General features: G+C 64.7%; 14 protein-coding genes. 8 read left to right on the top strand and 6 right to left on the bottom strand.

Features of this window, described 5'->3' with window-relative positions; all coding sequences use genetic code 11:
• Positions 1–475: 475 nt before the first annotated feature.
• Positions 476–1,129: a ThuA domain-containing protein gene (locus LSG43_RS08165; protein WP_231802973.1), complete on the top strand. Its 654-nt coding sequence runs from the start codon at positions 476–478 to the stop codon at positions 1,127–1,129.
• 1 nt (position 1,130) lies between these two features.
• Here LSG43_RS08165 and LSG43_RS08160 read toward each other — a convergent pair whose 3' ends face one another.
• Positions 1,131–1,556: an OsmC family protein gene (locus LSG43_RS08160; RefSeq protein ID WP_231802971.1), complete on the bottom strand. Its 426-nt coding sequence runs from the start codon at positions 1,554–1,556 to the stop codon at positions 1,131–1,133.
• Between the two features lie 265 nt (positions 1,557–1,821).
• On the opposite strand from LSG43_RS08160, the gene LSG43_RS08155 reads away from it, so the two are divergent.
• The 5 genes from LSG43_RS08155 to LSG43_RS08135 all read left to right on the top strand — a co-directional run bounded on the left by LSG43_RS08155 (position 1,822) and on the right by LSG43_RS08135 (position 6,748).
• Complete coding sequence (locus LSG43_RS08155) at positions 1,822–3,306, top strand: ABC transporter substrate-binding protein (protein ID WP_231802969.1); 1,485 nt, start codon at positions 1,822–1,824, stop codon at positions 3,304–3,306.
• A 94-nt stretch (positions 3,307–3,400) separates the two neighbouring features.
• Positions 3,401–4,354, top strand: a complete 954-nt coding sequence (locus tag LSG43_RS08150; RefSeq protein ID WP_369412483.1) for an ABC transporter permease — start codon at positions 3,401–3,403, stop codon at positions 4,352–4,354.
• Complete coding sequence (locus LSG43_RS08145) at positions 4,351–5,199, top strand: ABC transporter permease (RefSeq protein ID WP_231802967.1); 849 nt, start codon at positions 4,351–4,353, stop codon at positions 5,197–5,199. The genes LSG43_RS08150 and LSG43_RS08145 overlap by 4 nt, the downstream gene beginning before the upstream one ends.
• Positions 5,196–6,005, top strand: coding sequence for an ATP-binding cassette domain-containing protein (locus tag LSG43_RS08140; RefSeq protein ID WP_231802965.1), 810 nt, complete (start codon positions 5,196–5,198; stop codon positions 6,003–6,005). The genes LSG43_RS08145 and LSG43_RS08140 overlap by 4 nt, the downstream gene beginning before the upstream one ends.
• The gene (locus tag LSG43_RS08135; protein WP_231802963.1) at positions 6,002–6,748 is read left to right on the top strand and encodes an ABC transporter ATP-binding protein; all 747 of its coding nucleotides are present in this window, start codon (positions 6,002–6,004) and stop codon (positions 6,746–6,748) included. The genes LSG43_RS08140 and LSG43_RS08135 overlap by 4 nt, the downstream gene beginning before the upstream one ends.
• Here LSG43_RS08135 and glpD read toward each other — a convergent pair.
• The 4 genes from glpD to LSG43_RS08115 form a co-directional block, all read right to left on the bottom strand.
• Positions 6,745–8,271 carry a glycerol-3-phosphate dehydrogenase gene (gene glpD / locus LSG43_RS08130; RefSeq protein ID WP_231802961.1) on the bottom strand — a complete coding sequence of 509 codons (1,527 nt, stop codon included), beginning with the start codon at positions 8,269–8,271 and terminating at the stop codon, positions 6,745–6,747. The genes LSG43_RS08135 and glpD overlap by 4 nt on opposite strands.
• Before the next feature lie 233 nt (positions 8,272–8,504).
• On the bottom strand, positions 8,505–9,326 hold the full coding sequence (locus tag LSG43_RS08125; RefSeq protein ID WP_231802959.1) for an ABC transporter ATP-binding protein: 822 nt from the start codon (positions 9,324–9,326) through the stop codon (positions 8,505–8,507).
• A complete protein-coding gene (locus LSG43_RS08120) occupies positions 9,316–10,332 on the bottom strand; it encodes a FecCD family ABC transporter permease (protein WP_231802957.1) in 1,017 nt (338 codons plus the stop codon). Before LSG43_RS08120 ends, LSG43_RS08125 begins: the two co-directional genes overlap by 11 nt.
• Entirely contained in the window at positions 10,329–11,342 is a 1,014-nt protein-coding gene (locus LSG43_RS08115) for a FecCD family ABC transporter permease (protein WP_231802955.1), read from the bottom strand. Before LSG43_RS08115 ends, LSG43_RS08120 begins: the two co-directional genes overlap by 4 nt.
• Positions 11,343–11,445: 103 nt before the next feature.
• On the opposite strand from LSG43_RS08115, the gene LSG43_RS08110 reads away from it, so the two are divergent.
• The gene (locus tag LSG43_RS08110) at positions 11,446–12,363 is read left to right on the top strand and encodes an ABC transporter substrate-binding protein (protein ID WP_231802953.1); all 918 of its coding nucleotides are present in this window, start codon (positions 11,446–11,448) and stop codon (positions 12,361–12,363) included.
• Between the two features lie 116 nt (positions 12,364–12,479).
• The gene (locus tag LSG43_RS08105; protein WP_231802951.1) at positions 12,480–13,247 is read left to right on the top strand and encodes an SDR family NAD(P)-dependent oxidoreductase; all 768 of its coding nucleotides are present in this window, start codon (positions 12,480–12,482) and stop codon (positions 13,245–13,247) included.
• Between the two features lie 132 nt (positions 13,248–13,379).
• Here the strand turns inward: LSG43_RS08105 and LSG43_RS08100 are convergent, their stop codons facing one another.
• Positions 13,380–14,270 (bottom strand): LysR family transcriptional regulator ArgP, encoded by an 891-nt coding sequence (locus LSG43_RS08100; protein WP_231802949.1) that lies wholly within the window; start codon positions 14,268–14,270, stop codon positions 13,380–13,382.
• Between the last annotated feature and the right edge of the window lie 63 nt (positions 14,271–14,333).

Here is a 14,333-nt window from a genome sequence, read left to right as displayed (position 1 = left end):
CTGCTGCAACCGGTCAATGGATTCTATCGCCTGACGCGGGGCACCTATGCCCAGTTCGGCCTGCCGGTTCCCCATCCGGAGGCCGCGATCAACTCGGTGCTGGCCAACTATCGCAACCATGATGGCTTTTCGGGCGCCGATTACACGGCCTGCAATCTCCTCGACACGATCCACCCGCTCCTCCTGTGCCTCGGGCAGACGGACCATCGCCGCGCCGAGGCCGAGGCGGTCGCCGAAGCCATCATACGCCGCGCGCCGTCGCGATGGATCGACAATGAGGGGTTCCCCTTCGCCGACGGGCAGGCGCCGAGCCTGCAGGGCACCGAAATGTGGCTTTCGGTCGTGCATCTGGCGGCGAAGCTCTTGAAACTGGACGATGCATTCGCCTTCGTACCCAGGGGCGTGCACCGGACGCAGGCGGTCGGACTGGGGCTTTAGGTCGCCCCCACGTACCGGATTATCAGGAGGCAATAGCATGGCAAACCAGCGCAAGGCCCTCGTCGTTTACGGCGGCATGGAACTCCACACGCCCAAGCGCGGCGCCGAGACGGTCGGTGACATCCTTTCGGGCGAGAATTTTACCGTCACCGTCACCGACGATTACGACGCGCTCGGCGCTTCCGATGTCGGCACCTACGATCTCGTCGTCCCCGTCATCACCGATGGCGAACTGGCCAAAGACAAGATGACCAATCTTGTCGAGGCGATCCAGGCCGGCACGGGCCTTGCGGGCTACCATATGGGCCTTGCCACCAGTTTCCGCGCCAGCGTCCCGTTCCGCTACGCGGCGAGCTGCTATTGGGTTTCCCACCCGGGCAACATCATCACCTACCGTGTCGATGTTACCCGCCCCGACCACCCGATCATGGCCGGCATCGAAAGCTTCGAGCACACGTCCGAACAGTACTACCTCAACTACGACCCGGCCGTCGAAGTTCTCGCCACCACGACCTTTTCCGGGGAGTTCCATCCCTGGCGCAGGAATGTCGAAATGCCGGTGGTCTTCACCACCACGCACGACAAGGGCCGCGTCTTCTATTCGTCGCTGGGGCATACCGCGGACGAACTGGAGATCCCGCAGATCCGCACGATCCTCACCCGGGGCCTGGTCTGGGCCGCGCGCGGCTGACCTATTCCTCGATCTCGGGCACGTCCACGATCTCCGCCCCGCGCTCGAGTGTATTGCCGACCGTGCAGAGCGCATGGGCGTCGGCGATCAGTGCCTCGCGTTCCGATTCACTAAAATCGCCTTCGATCTTGAACGCGCTGCGGAATTTGGCGACGCGGGATGGACCGTCGGCGGCCTTTTCGTGCTGGACGTCCACGTCGACCGAAACCAGCCGGTCCTGCCAACCGCGCTGGCGGGCCGCGATACGGACCGAGAGGACGAGGCAGCCTGCGAGCGCGGCGTCCATCATTTCGACCGGCGTCATGCCGGTCTCTCCCGCCGTTCCGGCGATTTCGAGTTCGGCGCCCGCGCGGGCCTTTACCTTCCCCTGACCCTTGCCGGGCAGTGTCGCGCCGACGGTTGTGGGGCGGGTGACGATCTTGACCATGGCTGAGCTTCCTTTTTTCTGAACCGGCCGAGCGATCGAGATAGGGCGCGGCGGGTGCCGGGGCAATATTGCGGACTTCTCTTTGGAAGGACATTGTAAGCATTTGCCAAACCGGCAAAAGCCATTCCGCGCCCGGGTTCAAAAAAGCAACCGGACTGACATGCTAGCGATGTTGCCGCGCCGTTTCCGGCGCTAAGGTGTGGCAACGGATACGCCCGGCGGCGGAACCCCGATCGTCGCGCACATCTATAAGGAGCAAGATGATATGACACATCTTTTCAAAGGCCTGACGCTGGCGGCGGCGCTTGTGCTCGTGCCGGGCGCCGCCGTGGCGCAGGGCGCGGACCCCGATGCGGTCATCCGCATCGGTTCGCTTTACGAGCCGCAGAACCTCGATAACACCGCCGGCGCAGGGCAGGGCATCAACGAGGCCTTCAACGGCAACGTCTACGAAGCGCTGTTCCAGCTTCAGGATGAGGGCGAGGTCACCGAACAGCTGGTCACGGACTACGAGATCAGCGAAGACGGTCTCACCTACACATTCTCCCTGCAGCCGGACGTCACCTTCCACTCCGGCGATCCCCTGACCGCCGAGGACGTTGTCTACAGCATCGAGCGCGTGACGGCGGAAACCTCGCAGAGCTCGCGCAAGTCGAGCCTCGCGACGATCGAATCGGTCGAAGCCATCGACGAGCTGACCGTCGAGGTCACGCTGTCGGAGCGCTCGATCTCGCTGCCCTACAACCTCAGCTATGTCTGGATCGTCAACGACGCGGCGGTCGATATCACGGCGAGCGAGGACGGTACCGGTCCCTATCGGCTCGACGACTGGCGCCGCGGTTCGAGCCTGAGCCTCGTTCCTTACGAAAACTACTGGGGCGAGGCGCCGAGCAATGGCGGCGTGGTCTTCAACTATTTCACCGAAGCCACGGCGCTCAACAATGCGCTGCTCACTGGCGCGGTCGACATCATCACCTCGGTCCAGAGCCCCGATTCTCTGGCGCAGTTCGCCGATAATCCGAGCTTTACCGTCACGGAGGGTGCCTCCACGACCAAGGAACTGATGGCCTATAACGACCGTATCGAGCCGTTCAACAACGTGAAGGTCCGTCAGGCCATCGCGCGGGCGATCAACGATGAGCAGCTGCTCGAGGCCATCTGGGGCGACTATGGCACGCTGATCGGCTCGTTCGTCCCGCCCACCGACCCATGGTATGTCGACCTCACCGACGTCAACGCCTACGACCCAGAGAGTGCCCGCGAATTGCTCGCGGAAGCCGGCTATCCGGACGGCTTCAGCTTCACCCTCGATACGCCGAACTACGACCCGCACCCGATTGTCGCCCAGTTCATCCAGAACGAACTGGCCGAAGTGGGGATCGACGTCGAAATCAACATCATCACGGCCAATGAGTGGTACACCAAGATCTATCAGGCGCAGGACTTCGAGGCGACGCTGCAAGAGCATGTCAACCACCGCGACATCGTCTTTTACGGCAATCCCGACTTCTATTGGGGTTATGACAACCCCGAGGTGATCGAACTGATCGCTTCGGCGGAATCCAGTGCCACGGTCGAGGAGCGCAACGAAAAGCTGCGGCAGGCCAACATCATCATCGCCGAGGAAGCGGCGAGCGACTGGCTTTATCTTTACCCGCAGATCGTGGTATCGGCGGCCAACGTAACGGGTTACCCCATCAACGGGCTCAACTCGCAGTTCTACGCCTACGATATCGTCAAGACGAACTGACGTTCGTCTCAAGGGTCGCGTTCCCGGTCGTCATTGATTTCCGGGAGCGCTCCAGGATCAGCCGGCGGAAAGGAGGAAGCCCATTCTCGCCTATATTTTCCGCCGGCTCGCCATCCTCGTCATTTCGCTCTTCGTGGCGGTGGTGGTGCTCTTCATCCTTCTGCGGCTCTTGCCGGGCGACCCGGCGAGTTCGCTCATTTCCGTCGGCGCCGATCCCGAACAGATCGCCGCAGCGCGGCGGCAGGTGGGGTCGGATTTGCCCCTTTTCGAGCAATTCATTCATTTCCTTTCGAGCCTCGTCCGGCTCGACCTCGGCACGTCCTTTGTCAGCCGCGCGCCCGTGCTCGAGGAGGTTCTGACGCGGCTGACGCTTACCATCCCGCTGACGCTCCTCTCATTCGCGCTGGCCATTGCCGTCGCGGTTCCTCTGGGGATCGTCGCGGCGGTCAAGGCGGACAAATGGTATGGCGCGGCGATCTCCGTCGTCTCCCAGCTCGGCATCGCCATCCCCGTCTTCTGGGTCGGCATCCTGCTCGTAACGCTTTTCGCGGTGAACCTGCGCCTTTTGCCATCGGGCGGCTTTCCGCCGCAAGGCTGGGGTGATCCCGTTGCGGCGCTGCGGGCGTTGACCCTCCCCATTGCCACGATCGCCATCGTCATGGCCGCCTCGCTCCTGCGCTATGTGCGTTCGGCGACGCTCGACGTATTGGGCAGCGATTATTTGAGGACCGCGCGGGCGTTGGGGGCGGGGTTCTCCGAATCCCTCGTCCGCCACGGGATCCGCAATGGCGCGGTGCCCGTCGTCTCGATCCTCGGCATCGAGCTCGCCACGGCACTCCTCGGCGCCGTCGTCATCGAACGCGTCTTCGCGCTGCCGGGGCTTGGGTCCATGCTGCTGCTCGCCATCGAGCAGCGCGATTATCCCAACGTCCAGGGCGTCCTCTTCATCTCGACGCTGCTCGTGCTCCTGATCGGCTTTTTCGCCGACCTGGCCCAGCGTTTCATCGACCCGCGCCTGCGCGATCCGCATGGGAGCGTGCAGAAATGACCGCCGTCGCCGCAACCGAACCGCGCCGCATGCGCGCCTCGCTGACGCTCAGCGTCGGCATCGTGCTCGTCGGACTGCACGTCGTCGTCGCGCTCCTCACGCTCGTCTGGACGCCCTACGACCCCGCCGGCATGGCCGGCGGCCGCCTCGAAGGCCCCTCGCTCGCGCACTGGGCCGGGACCGACCGGCTCGGGCGCGACCTCTTCACCCAGATCATGATCGGCTCGCGCATCGCGCTCACCGTCGGCGCGGGGGCTGTCGGCATCGGCGCCCTTATCGGGGTGACGCTGGGCATCCTCGCCGCGTTCGCCACCCGGTTCCTCGACGACGTCCTCGCCGCCGCCTTCGACATCCTCATTGCGTTTCCAACGCTTCTGCTCGCCATGCTGGTCGTCGCCGCGACCGACAGCGCCAGCCTTTTTTCGGCAATCCTCGCGCTCGGCCTTGCGATTTCCGCCATCGTCGGACGCCTCACGCGCATCCTCGCCAAGCGCGTGCTCGAGATGGACTACATCACCGCCGCACGCACCGCGGGCACCTCATGGGCGGGCATCGTCTTCATCCATCTGCTGCCCAATATCTGGCCCACGCTTTTGGTCAATTTCGCCCTGCAATTCGGCCTCGCGGTCATCGCGGAAGCCTCGCTCTCCTATCTCGGGCTCGGCGCGCCGCCACCGAATGCCTCGTGGGGGCGGCTGCTGCAGGAGGCGCAGGGAACGGTCTATACCGCCCCCTTCGGCGCCATCGCGCCCGGCCTTGCGCTCGTGACGCTGGTTATCGGCATGAATATGCTTGCGGACGGGCTGCGCGATATCGGCGATCCAACGCGGAGGCGGTCGCGATGAGTGCGGTGCTGGAGATCGAAAACCTCTCCGTGCGGTCTGGTGAAACGCTGCTGGTCTCGAATCTCGACCTGACCATAGGCGAGAACGCCCGCGTCGGGCTGATCGGCGAATCCGGCTCGGGCAAATCGCTGACCGCGCTCGCCGCGACCGGCCTGCTGCCGCCCGGCCTCACCGCGACAGGCTCCGTCGTCCTCGACGGCACGGAGGTCATCGGCGCGCGCGATGCCGATCTCGTGCCGCTGCGCGGCAGCGCCGTCGCAACCGTCTTTCAGGAACCGCTCACCGCGCTCGACCCGCTGATGAGAATGGGCAGTCAGATCTACCAGCCCGTGCTGCGCCGCCGCCGGCGCGCGGGCGAGCCGGCTGCCCGCGCGGACATCGAGGCCGAAGTCAGGCGTCTCCTCGAACGCGTGGCGCTGCCCGATCCCGACCGGATCGCCAACGCCTATCCCTTCGAGGTCTCCGGCGGTCAGCGGCAGCGCGTCGCCATCGCCATGGCGTTGGCGTGCCATCCGAAGCTGCTGATTGCGGACGAGCCGACGACAGCGCTCGACGTCACCACCCAGGCCGAAGTCCTCGATCTCATGGCAGGCCTCGTGCGCGAGGAGGGCATGGCGCTCCTTTTTATCGGCCACGACCTGCCGGTCGTCGCGCGGATCGTCGACGACGTCACGGTGATGCGCCGGGGCGAGGTGGTCGAGCGCGGCCCGGTCGGCACGGTTCTGGCCCGGCCCGAACACGACTACACCAGAACGCTCGTCGCGGCGGCGGATGCGTTCGACAGGGCGCTGGGGGCCGCGCGATGAGCCTGATTTCCGTCGAAAACGTCGATTTCGCATACGCCCGCGATCAACAGGTGCTCGATGGCGTATCCTTTTCCGTGCGGTCCGGCACCAATGTCGGGCTTGTGGGCGAGTCCGGTTCGGGCAAGTCGACCATTTTGAAGCTGCTCCTCGGGCTCGCGCGTCCCTCAAGCGGTGCGATCCGGTTCGAAGGCGAGACCTTCGACGCCCGCGACCGCACCTTCATGCGGCGCTACCGCCAATCGGTTCAGGCGGTCTTTCAGGATCCGTATTCCTCGCTCGATCCGCGCCAGAAGGTCGAGGACATCGTTGCCGAACCGCTGCGATCGCTCCGCATCCCCGGCGACCACAAGCGTGCGATCCGCGCCGCGCTCCACGATGTCGGGCTTCCCGAGGACGCCGTCTCGCGTTATCCGCACGAATTTTCCGGTGGCCAGCGCCAGCGCATCGCCATTGCCCGCGCCATCGTCGCGCGCCCCAAGCTGATCCTCGCCGACGAGGCGGTGAGCGCGCTCGACCTCTCGACGCGCATCAGGATCGTCGAGCTTTTGAAGACCCTTTCGGACGCGATGACGATCCTTCTGGTTTCCCACGATCTGGGCGTGGTTGCGGCGCTTTGCGAGGAGATCATCATCCTCGAGCGCGGGAAGATCGTCGAGAGCGGGAAGACTCGCGATATCCTTGCCGCCCCGCAGCATCCCTATACGCGCAAGCTTCTGGCGAGCGTGCCGAGGATGCCGGCCTAAGCCCGTTCCCTTTCCGCGCCTTCCTGCGTCTGCGCCGCCATGAACCGCTCGAGCGCATCCACGTCGATCTCCGTGCCTGCAAGCCCGCGCTTGGTGCGCCGCCAGAGGACGTCCTCCGCCGTCTGGGCCCACTCGATTTCCATCAGATAGCGCACTTCGGCGGCATAGAGCCCGGCGCCGAAATGCTGCCCCAGGTCCTCGACAGCTTTGGCCTCGCCAAGGATCGCACTGGCGCGCGTGCCATAACGGCGCACGAGGCGCCTGGCCTCCGCTTTGGAGAGGAACGGGTAATCCGCGCCGAGCTTGCCGACCTCGCGCGCAAACCCGTCGATGGGGAAGTCCCCACCGGGAAGGTGCGCGCCGGCGGTCCATTTTCCACCGCGTTTTCCGAGCACTGCCTCGATATGTTCAAGCGCTGATTCCGCCAGCCGCCGATAGGTGGTGAGCTTGCCGCCGATGACGTTGAGCAGCGCCGGCTCGCCATCGCCGCCCGAGCGCTTGAGAACGTAGTCGCGGGTGGCTTCCTGCGCCTTGGAGGCGCCGTCGTCGTAAAGCGGACGGACGCCGGAATAGGTCCAGACGATCGCTTCGCGGGTCACCGGTTGGGCGAAATATTCGCTGGCGGCGGCACAGAGATAGTCGATTTCCGCATCCGAAATCGCGACATCGCTCGGGTCGCCGGAATAATCCTCGTCGGTCGTCCCGATCAAGGTGAAATCGTCCTCGTAGGGGATGGCGAAGAAGATGCGGCCGTCGCTGTTCTGGAAGAAGAAGCAGCGCGGGTCGTCGTAGAGCTTCGGAACGACGATATGGCTGCCCTTGACGAGCCTTACGGCGTGTTTCTCGTGCGCGTGCACGGACTGGTCGAGAACCGTATCGACCCACGGCCCGGCGGCATTGACGAGCATTTTTGCCGCGATGGTTTCGGTTTTTCCGGTGCGGGTGTTCCGGGTTTCGATTTCCCAATGGCCGCTGGCGCGCCTGGCTGAGACAACCTTCGTGCGCGTGCGGATCTGCGCCCCGCGATCGGCCGCGTCGCGGGCGTTGAGCGCGACGAAGCGCGAATCGTCCACCCAGCAGTCCGAATATTCGAACGCCTTGCCGTAGCCCGGCTTGAGGGCTCTGCCGATCGGGTCGATCGCAAGGTCGAGGTCTTTGGTCGGCGGCAACAGCTTGCGCCCGCCAATATTGTCGTAGAGGAACAGCCCAAGGCGCAGCAGCCAGGACGGCCGCAACCCCTTGTGATGCGGCAGGACGAACCGCAGCGGCCAGATGATGTGCGGTGCGGCGGCCCAAAGGATTTCGCGCTCCTTGAGCGCCTCGCGCACGAGCCGGAATTCGTAGTGTTCGAGATAACGCAGCCCGCCGTGGATGAGCTTTGTCGCCCGCGAGGACGTGCCGCTGGCGAGATCGTCCATTTCAGCAAGAAACACCGAAAAGCCGCGGCCCGCAGCGTCACGCGCGATCCCGCAGCCGTTAATGCCGCCGCCGATGACGAAGATATCGTAGGTGGTTTCGCTCAAGGCGCGACTCCGTAAATCCGAAACTGAAACGAAAGTGATACGAAATGCAAGAGGTGTCAATCGAAGGCGGTACGACAAGTTGGCGCGGCTTCACGTCACTTCGCGTTGAGCCGGGTCCCAGGGGTAAGGGGATGTTGTGATGTTTGCCGCATGAAAGAGCCTGGCGCGGCTCAATTCCCCGCCCCCTTGTGGGGGTGGGACAGGAAGCCTGCCGGGCCCGTCGCCGGTGCTGCCTAGGTGTCGCTCACGGGCACCATCTTGCGCCACGGCGCCGTGCCTATGGGGATGCACATTGGGCGCCCATGCACCGGATCGGTAATCACCTTCGAATGCACGCCGAAGACGTTCCGGATCATGTCTTCGTGCATCAGCGTTTCGGGCGTCCCGGCGGCCTCGACCCTGCCGTCCTTGATAAAGACGAGCCGGTCGGCATGCCGCGCGGCGAGATTGAGGTCGTGGAGCACCAGCACCACCGTTCTCCCGAACTCCGCGTTCAGCTGCGAGACAAGGTTGAGGCAATCGATCTGGTGCGCCATGTCCAGGTGATTGACCGGCTCGTCGAGGCAGATGATGTCGCTTTCCTGCGCCAGCACCATGGCGATCCAGACGCGCTGGAGCTGTCCGCCCGAGAGCGAGCCGAGCGCCCGTTCGCGCAGGTGCGCCACACCTGTGCCCGCCATCGCCTTGTCGATGGCGCGTCCGTCCTCGGCGCTCCAGGGCTGGAGCAGCGTCTGGTGGGGGTAGCGTCCGAGCCGGACGAGTTCCTCCACCGTCATGTCCTCGGGCGCTGAGGGGCTTTGCGTCAAAAGCCCGATCTGGCGGGCCATGTCCTTATGGCCCAGTTTGGCGATGTCGATCTCTTCGAGGAGGATGCGCCCGCTCGCGGGCCGGTGCAACCGGCGAATGGCGCGCAGCAGCGTCGACTTTCCGCATCCGTTCGGGCCCGCGAGCACCGTCACCTTCCCCCGCGCGATGGGCAGCGAGAGCGCGTTCAGAACCGTTTGCTTGCCATAGCCAAGCGTCAGGGCGTCGACAGTGATCCGGTTATCCGTCATTGCGTTGCTTTCGCATCAGGAGAAAGAGGAAGTAGGGGGCGCCGATGATCGCCGTCACCGTGCCGGCGGGCACTTCGACCGGCGCGAAGGCGACGCGGACGATCAAATCCGCGCCCACCAGCATCATGGCGCCCAGAACGAAGCTGCCGATGAGCCCGGTATAGACGCCGCGTCCCAGCGCAAGCCGCGCCAGATGCGGAGCCATCAGCCCCACAAAGCCGATACCGCCGGCGAAGGCGACCCCGGCCGCGGTCAGGAGCGCGGCGAGGATGAAAATGAGGATGCGGAACACCGGCAGGTCGAGCCCGACGCTGCGCGCGGAAATTTCATCGAGATCGGCGGGCGGGAGTTTTCGCGCCGCGGCGACCGTAAGAATTACCAGCGGTACCAGGGCCGCCGCGACGATAACGATCTCGCTCCAACTGATCTCGTTGACAGCCCCGGCGATCCAGCGCGCGGCCTGGTTGGTGCGGTAGATCGGACCGATCAGCATCAGGACCGTCGTCAGTGCCTTGGCCACGGCGGCTACGGCAATGCCGAACAGCAAAAGCCGGATGGCCGACGCGGCCTGTTGCCCGGCAAGGACAAAAACGAGCGCGATGGCTGCGAGCGCTCCGATAGCGGCGGCAAGCGGCTGGAAGGCGATGGGAAGGATGAGCGCGTTGCTCTCGTTTGAGAAAGCCGCAAGGAAAATGACGACGCCGAGCGCCGCGCCGTCGACGACGCCCAATACGCTCGGGGACGCCAGTTCGTTGCGTGTGACGCGCTGGAGCAGGTAGCCCGCCAGGGCCACCGCGCCGCCCGCGAGGATGGCGATGACGACGCGGGGGAGCCGCAATTGCAGGACGATCAGCGATTGGGTCGCGTCGCCCAGCCCGACTAAAACCATCGCGACGTTCTCGATGGGGATCCAGGTCGACCCGAAGGCGACGCCCGCAAGCGCGAGCAGCGTTGCGGCTGCGAGCAGCGCCGGGATCAGCACCGGTGCGGTTCGGGCCCGGGTCATGCCGCCCTCCGCCGCAGCAGCGCCAACAGCACGACACCGCCGCCGACGGCCGTCAGCGCGCCGACGGGCGCTTCGGTTGGATAGATGACGAAACGCGCGAGAACGTCTGCAAGGGTGGTGTAGATCGCGCCCACAAGAGCGGCCGCCGCGATCTGGTGCGTGTGGCGCAGGCCGACGATTTTTCGCGCGGCGTGGGGCACGACAAGGCCGACGAAGCTCACCGGGCCGGCCATCGCGACGGCGGTGCCGGTGAGAATCGAGATCGCCACGAAGCTCGCGCCCCGTACGAGGACGATGGGCACGCCGAGGCTGGCGGCGGTCGAATCGTCGGCGTGGAGCGCATCGAGCGCCCGGGCCAGCGCCACGGCGATTGCCGCGCCAGTCAGAACGAAGGGCAGGCCGTTGAGCGCGAGGGATATGGGCCGGTCCATGAACGAGCCCGAGAGCCAGAAGAGAAGCTGTTCGAGTTCGGCTTCATTGGAGGTGAGGATGACTTCGACGATGGCGTGGCCGAGCCCGGCGATTGTGACGCCCACGAGCACGATCCGCAGCGGGGAGAGCCCGCCCGCGCTCGTGGCGATGCCGAAGACGATAAGGCTCGTCAAAAGCGCACCGAGCGCGGCCGCGCTCGAGAGCCCCGCGAGCGAGGATATCCCGAAAACGAAGCTCGCGACGACGACCGTCAGCGAAGCGCCCGCGTTAAGCCCCAGCGTATCGGGGGAGGCGATGCGATTGCGCGCGAGGGTCTGGATGACGACACCCGCAATCCCGAGGCTCGCGCCCGTGAGCGGCGCGATGATCGCGCGCGGCAGGCGCAGGTTGACGATGACGACCGCCGTCTCGCTGCCGTCAAACGCGGTAAACGCGTTCCACACGTCGAGCGGCGTATATTGCCGGTAGCCCAGCATCAGGCTCATCGCCATGGCGAGCGCCAGCACACCCGTGAGGATGGCGTATCGGGCGGCCTTCGAGAGGCCCTCGTCGGTGCGCGCGAGGCTGAGCGTGGACACGCGGTTCGGTTTCCACAAAGTTGATATTGACAGTCAGATTAAATTCTGGCTGTTTGCCCCAAACCATTTTCCGACTGCAACTGTCAAGAATTAAGGATAGGCCATGCCCGCATTTCGTCATGTTCTCGCGGCCGTTTCGCTCGCCGCAGCGCTCGTTGCGCCGGCTCTTGCGGGAGCCCGTGAGGTGACCCATGCCATGGGAACGACCGAGGTGCCCGATGCGCCCGCGCGTATCGTCGTTCTCACCAATGAAGGCACCGAGGCGCTGCTCGCGCTCGGCGTCACGCCTGTCGGCGCCGTCAAGGGCTGGTCGGGCGATCCGTGGTACGACCACACCCGCGAGGCACTGGCCGATACCACCGCGCTTGGCGAGGAGTCTGCGGTCAATCTCGAGATGATCGCGGCGCTGCAGCCCGATCTCATCATCGGCAACAAGGCCCGCCAGGAAGGCGTCTACGAGCAGCTTTCGGCCATCGCGCCGACGGTGATGTCCGAGCGGCTGCGCGGCGACTGGCAGATCAATTTCGAATTCTACGCCGACGCTGTCGGCAAGCACGAGGAAGGCCAGGCGGTGCTCGCCGATTTCGCGGAGCGCGTCGAGGCCATCGCCGCGGCGCTGGGCGACCGGGTCAACGAGGAAATCTCGCTGGTCCGTTTCATGCCGGGCCGCACGCGCATTTACCTCAAGGACACCTTCGCGGGCATCATCCTCGACCAGATCGGCTTCGCGCGTCCCGAAATCCAGGATCGCGACGAGTTCGCCGATGAGGTCGGCAAGGAGCGCATCCCCGATTTCGACGGCGACCGGATGTTCTACTTCGTCTATGAGACCGGCGACGGCGAGGGCGACAGCCGCGCGGACGAATGGATGGCCGACCCGCTCTGGGCCAATCTCGAAGTGGTCCAGGCCGGCAACGTCCAGCCGGTCAACGACGCGATCTGGAACACCGCCGGCGGCGTCATCGCGGCCAACCTGATGCTCGACGATATTGTCGAGATCTACGGTCTCGACATCGAATAAGCGCCCGCCCACGCCGCAAAATCACGTGCAAAGGGCCCCCTTGGCGGGGCCCTTTTCCTTTGCGGGCAGCGATGCAACGGGCATGATGGTCGCAAATCGCAAGGGAGGAGGCGCGCGTGAAGGACGTATTCGGGTCGCTCGAGGGCAAGACCATTCTTTATACCGGCGCGGCGGGCGGGCTCGGCCTGCCCACGACGCTTGAAATGCTGCGCACAGGCGCGCGCGTGGTCGTCCTCGACCATGACGACGCCAAGATCGCCGCGCTCACATCCGCCGCTGCCGAGGCCGGTCTTGAAGGCCTCACGGTCGAAAAGACCGACCTCTCAGACCTCGACGCGCTTGGGGGCGTCCTCACCCGCCTCATCGCGCGAACCGGCGGCTTCGACATCGTCATCAACAACGCGGCGATTTACCCCTCGAAGATGTTCGAAGCCATGACCCTCGCGGAAATCCAGCGCGTCCAGCGCATCAATGTCGACGCCGGCATCGTCTGCGTCATGGCCGCGCTCCCGCACATGAAGGAGAAAGGCTGGGGCCGCATCGTCAACGTCTCCTCGATCACCGTTTCGGGCGGCTGGGAGGGGCTTTCGGCCTATGTGCAGTCGAAAAGCGCGCTGATTGGGCTGGCGCGCAGCTGGGCGCGCGAGTTCGGCCGCTACGGCATCACCGCCAACGCCATCGCCCCGGGCGCCTTTCCCACCGATGCCGAAAAGATCCACCCGGACCTTGAGGCCTACGAACGGCGCATTCTCGACCACCAGGCCCTCAAACGCCGCGGCCGCCCCGAGGAGATCGCCTCGGTCCTGATGTTCCTGTGCTCGGACGCCGCCTCGTTTGTCACCGGGCAGACGATCAACGTCGATGGCGGCTGGGTGATGCAATAGCGCATGGAGATGCAAGCGCCTCACCGCGCCCTGGCCAGCCCGTCGAGCAGGAACGCAAGTCCCTTCCTGAAGGCGGGGGCCGCAAGGCGTTCCGGCGCCGCGGCGCTTTCTGCGTCCGAGCGCTCGAAGCTGCTAAAAAAGCGAGGCTCGGGCCCAGTCGATAATCTGATGCTTTAGTTCCGGAAACCGACCCTCGGCCCAGCGGCTTATCTGCCAGTAAAGCGGAACATCCGTTGTTGCTCCGGGGACGAGTTCGACCAGACGCCCCGCGTCAATATGCGACTGCACGAGATCGATCGGGTTGAGGCACCAACCCATTCCAAGTACGCAGGCTTCGACAAATCCTTGCGTCGAAGGCAGCCAATGCGTGGGCGGCGCGACCTTGGATGCAAAGTGTTCTGCGAGCCAGTCCTGCTGCATGCTGTCCTTCTGGTTGAAGGCGAGGGTTGGCGCCTTGTTCAGCGCACTCCCGGTGACCCCGTCTGGAAAATACCTGCGGCAAAATTCCGGGCTGGCGGTCGCGACGTAGCGCAAGTGTCCCAATGCTGTGACCGTGCAGCCAGAGACCGGCTCAGACATTGAGGTAACGGCTGCAAGAACCCGGCCCCGTCTCAACCACTCGGCCGTATGATCCTGATCGTCGACCGCTATGGAGAGCATGACGTTCGAGTGTTGGGCAAACGCTGCCATGGCTGGCAGGAACCACGTCCCGAGGCTGTCAGCGTTGACGGCAACATCGACTGTCACTGTTCCGCCCTTTACCTCGCCAAGCTCAGGCAGTTGTCCGAACAGATCGTTCTCCAACTGTCCTACAAGCTCCATGTGCCGACACAGCCACGCGCCCTTGTCCGTCGCACGACAAGGCGACCCGCGCTCTACCAGAATCGTGCCCATGCGTTCTTCAAGCTGCTTCACACGCTGCGAGATGGCCGACGGTGTAACGTGGAGGGCTTTGGCGGCTTTCTCAAAACTGCCAGTGCGGACAATCATCGCTACAGCCGATGCAGCACCATAGTCCAGCATGATTAGCCTGTCTTATGCTGTGTAAGGACCTTTAATTTTTCTAACACGGGCCGATGGCTTATC

Source organism: Pelagibacterium xiamenense, assembly GCF_021166475.1.
In the GTDB taxonomy this organism is placed as follows: Bacteria; Pseudomonadota; Alphaproteobacteria; order Rhizobiales; family Devosiaceae; genus Pelagibacterium; species Pelagibacterium xiamenense.
This window is presented reverse-complemented; position numbering and strand designations above follow the sequence as displayed.

Bases quoted from the DNA above. Each gene is read 5' to 3' on its own strand.
- LSG43_RS08165 (WP_231802973.1), top strand. From the start codon at position 476: ATGGCAAACCAGCGCAAGGCCCTCGTCGTTTACGGCGGCATGGAACTC.
- LSG43_RS08140 (WP_231802965.1), top strand. From the start codon at position 5,196: ATGAGTGCGGTGCTGGAGATCGAAAACCTCTCCGTGCGGTCTGGTGAA.
- LSG43_RS08135 (WP_231802963.1), top strand. From the start codon at position 6,002: ATGAGCCTGATTTCCGTCGAAAACGTCGATTTCGCATACGCCCGCGAT.
- LSG43_RS08155 (WP_231802969.1), top strand. From the start codon at position 1,822: ATGACACATCTTTTCAAAGGCCTGACGCTGGCGGCGGCGCTTGTGCTC.
- LSG43_RS08110 (WP_231802953.1), top strand. From the start codon at position 11,446: ATGCCCGCATTTCGTCATGTTCTCGCGGCCGTTTCGCTCGCCGCAGCG.
- LSG43_RS08160 (WP_231802971.1), bottom strand. From the start codon at position 1,556: ATGGTCAAGATCGTCACCCGCCCCACAACCGTCGGCGCGACACTGCCC.
- LSG43_RS08145 (WP_231802967.1), top strand. From the start codon at position 4,351: ATGACCGCCGTCGCCGCAACCGAACCGCGCCGCATGCGCGCCTCGCTG.
- LSG43_RS08120 (WP_231802957.1), bottom strand. From the start codon at position 10,332: ATGACCCGGGCCCGAACCGCACCGGTGCTGATCCCGGCGCTGCTCGCA.
- LSG43_RS08125 (WP_231802959.1), bottom strand. From the start codon at position 9,326: ATGACGGATAACCGGATCACTGTCGACGCCCTGACGCTTGGCTATGGC.
- LSG43_RS08100 (WP_231802949.1), bottom strand. From the start codon at position 14,270: ATGCTGGACTATGGTGCTGCATCGGCTGTAGCGATGATTGTCCGCACT.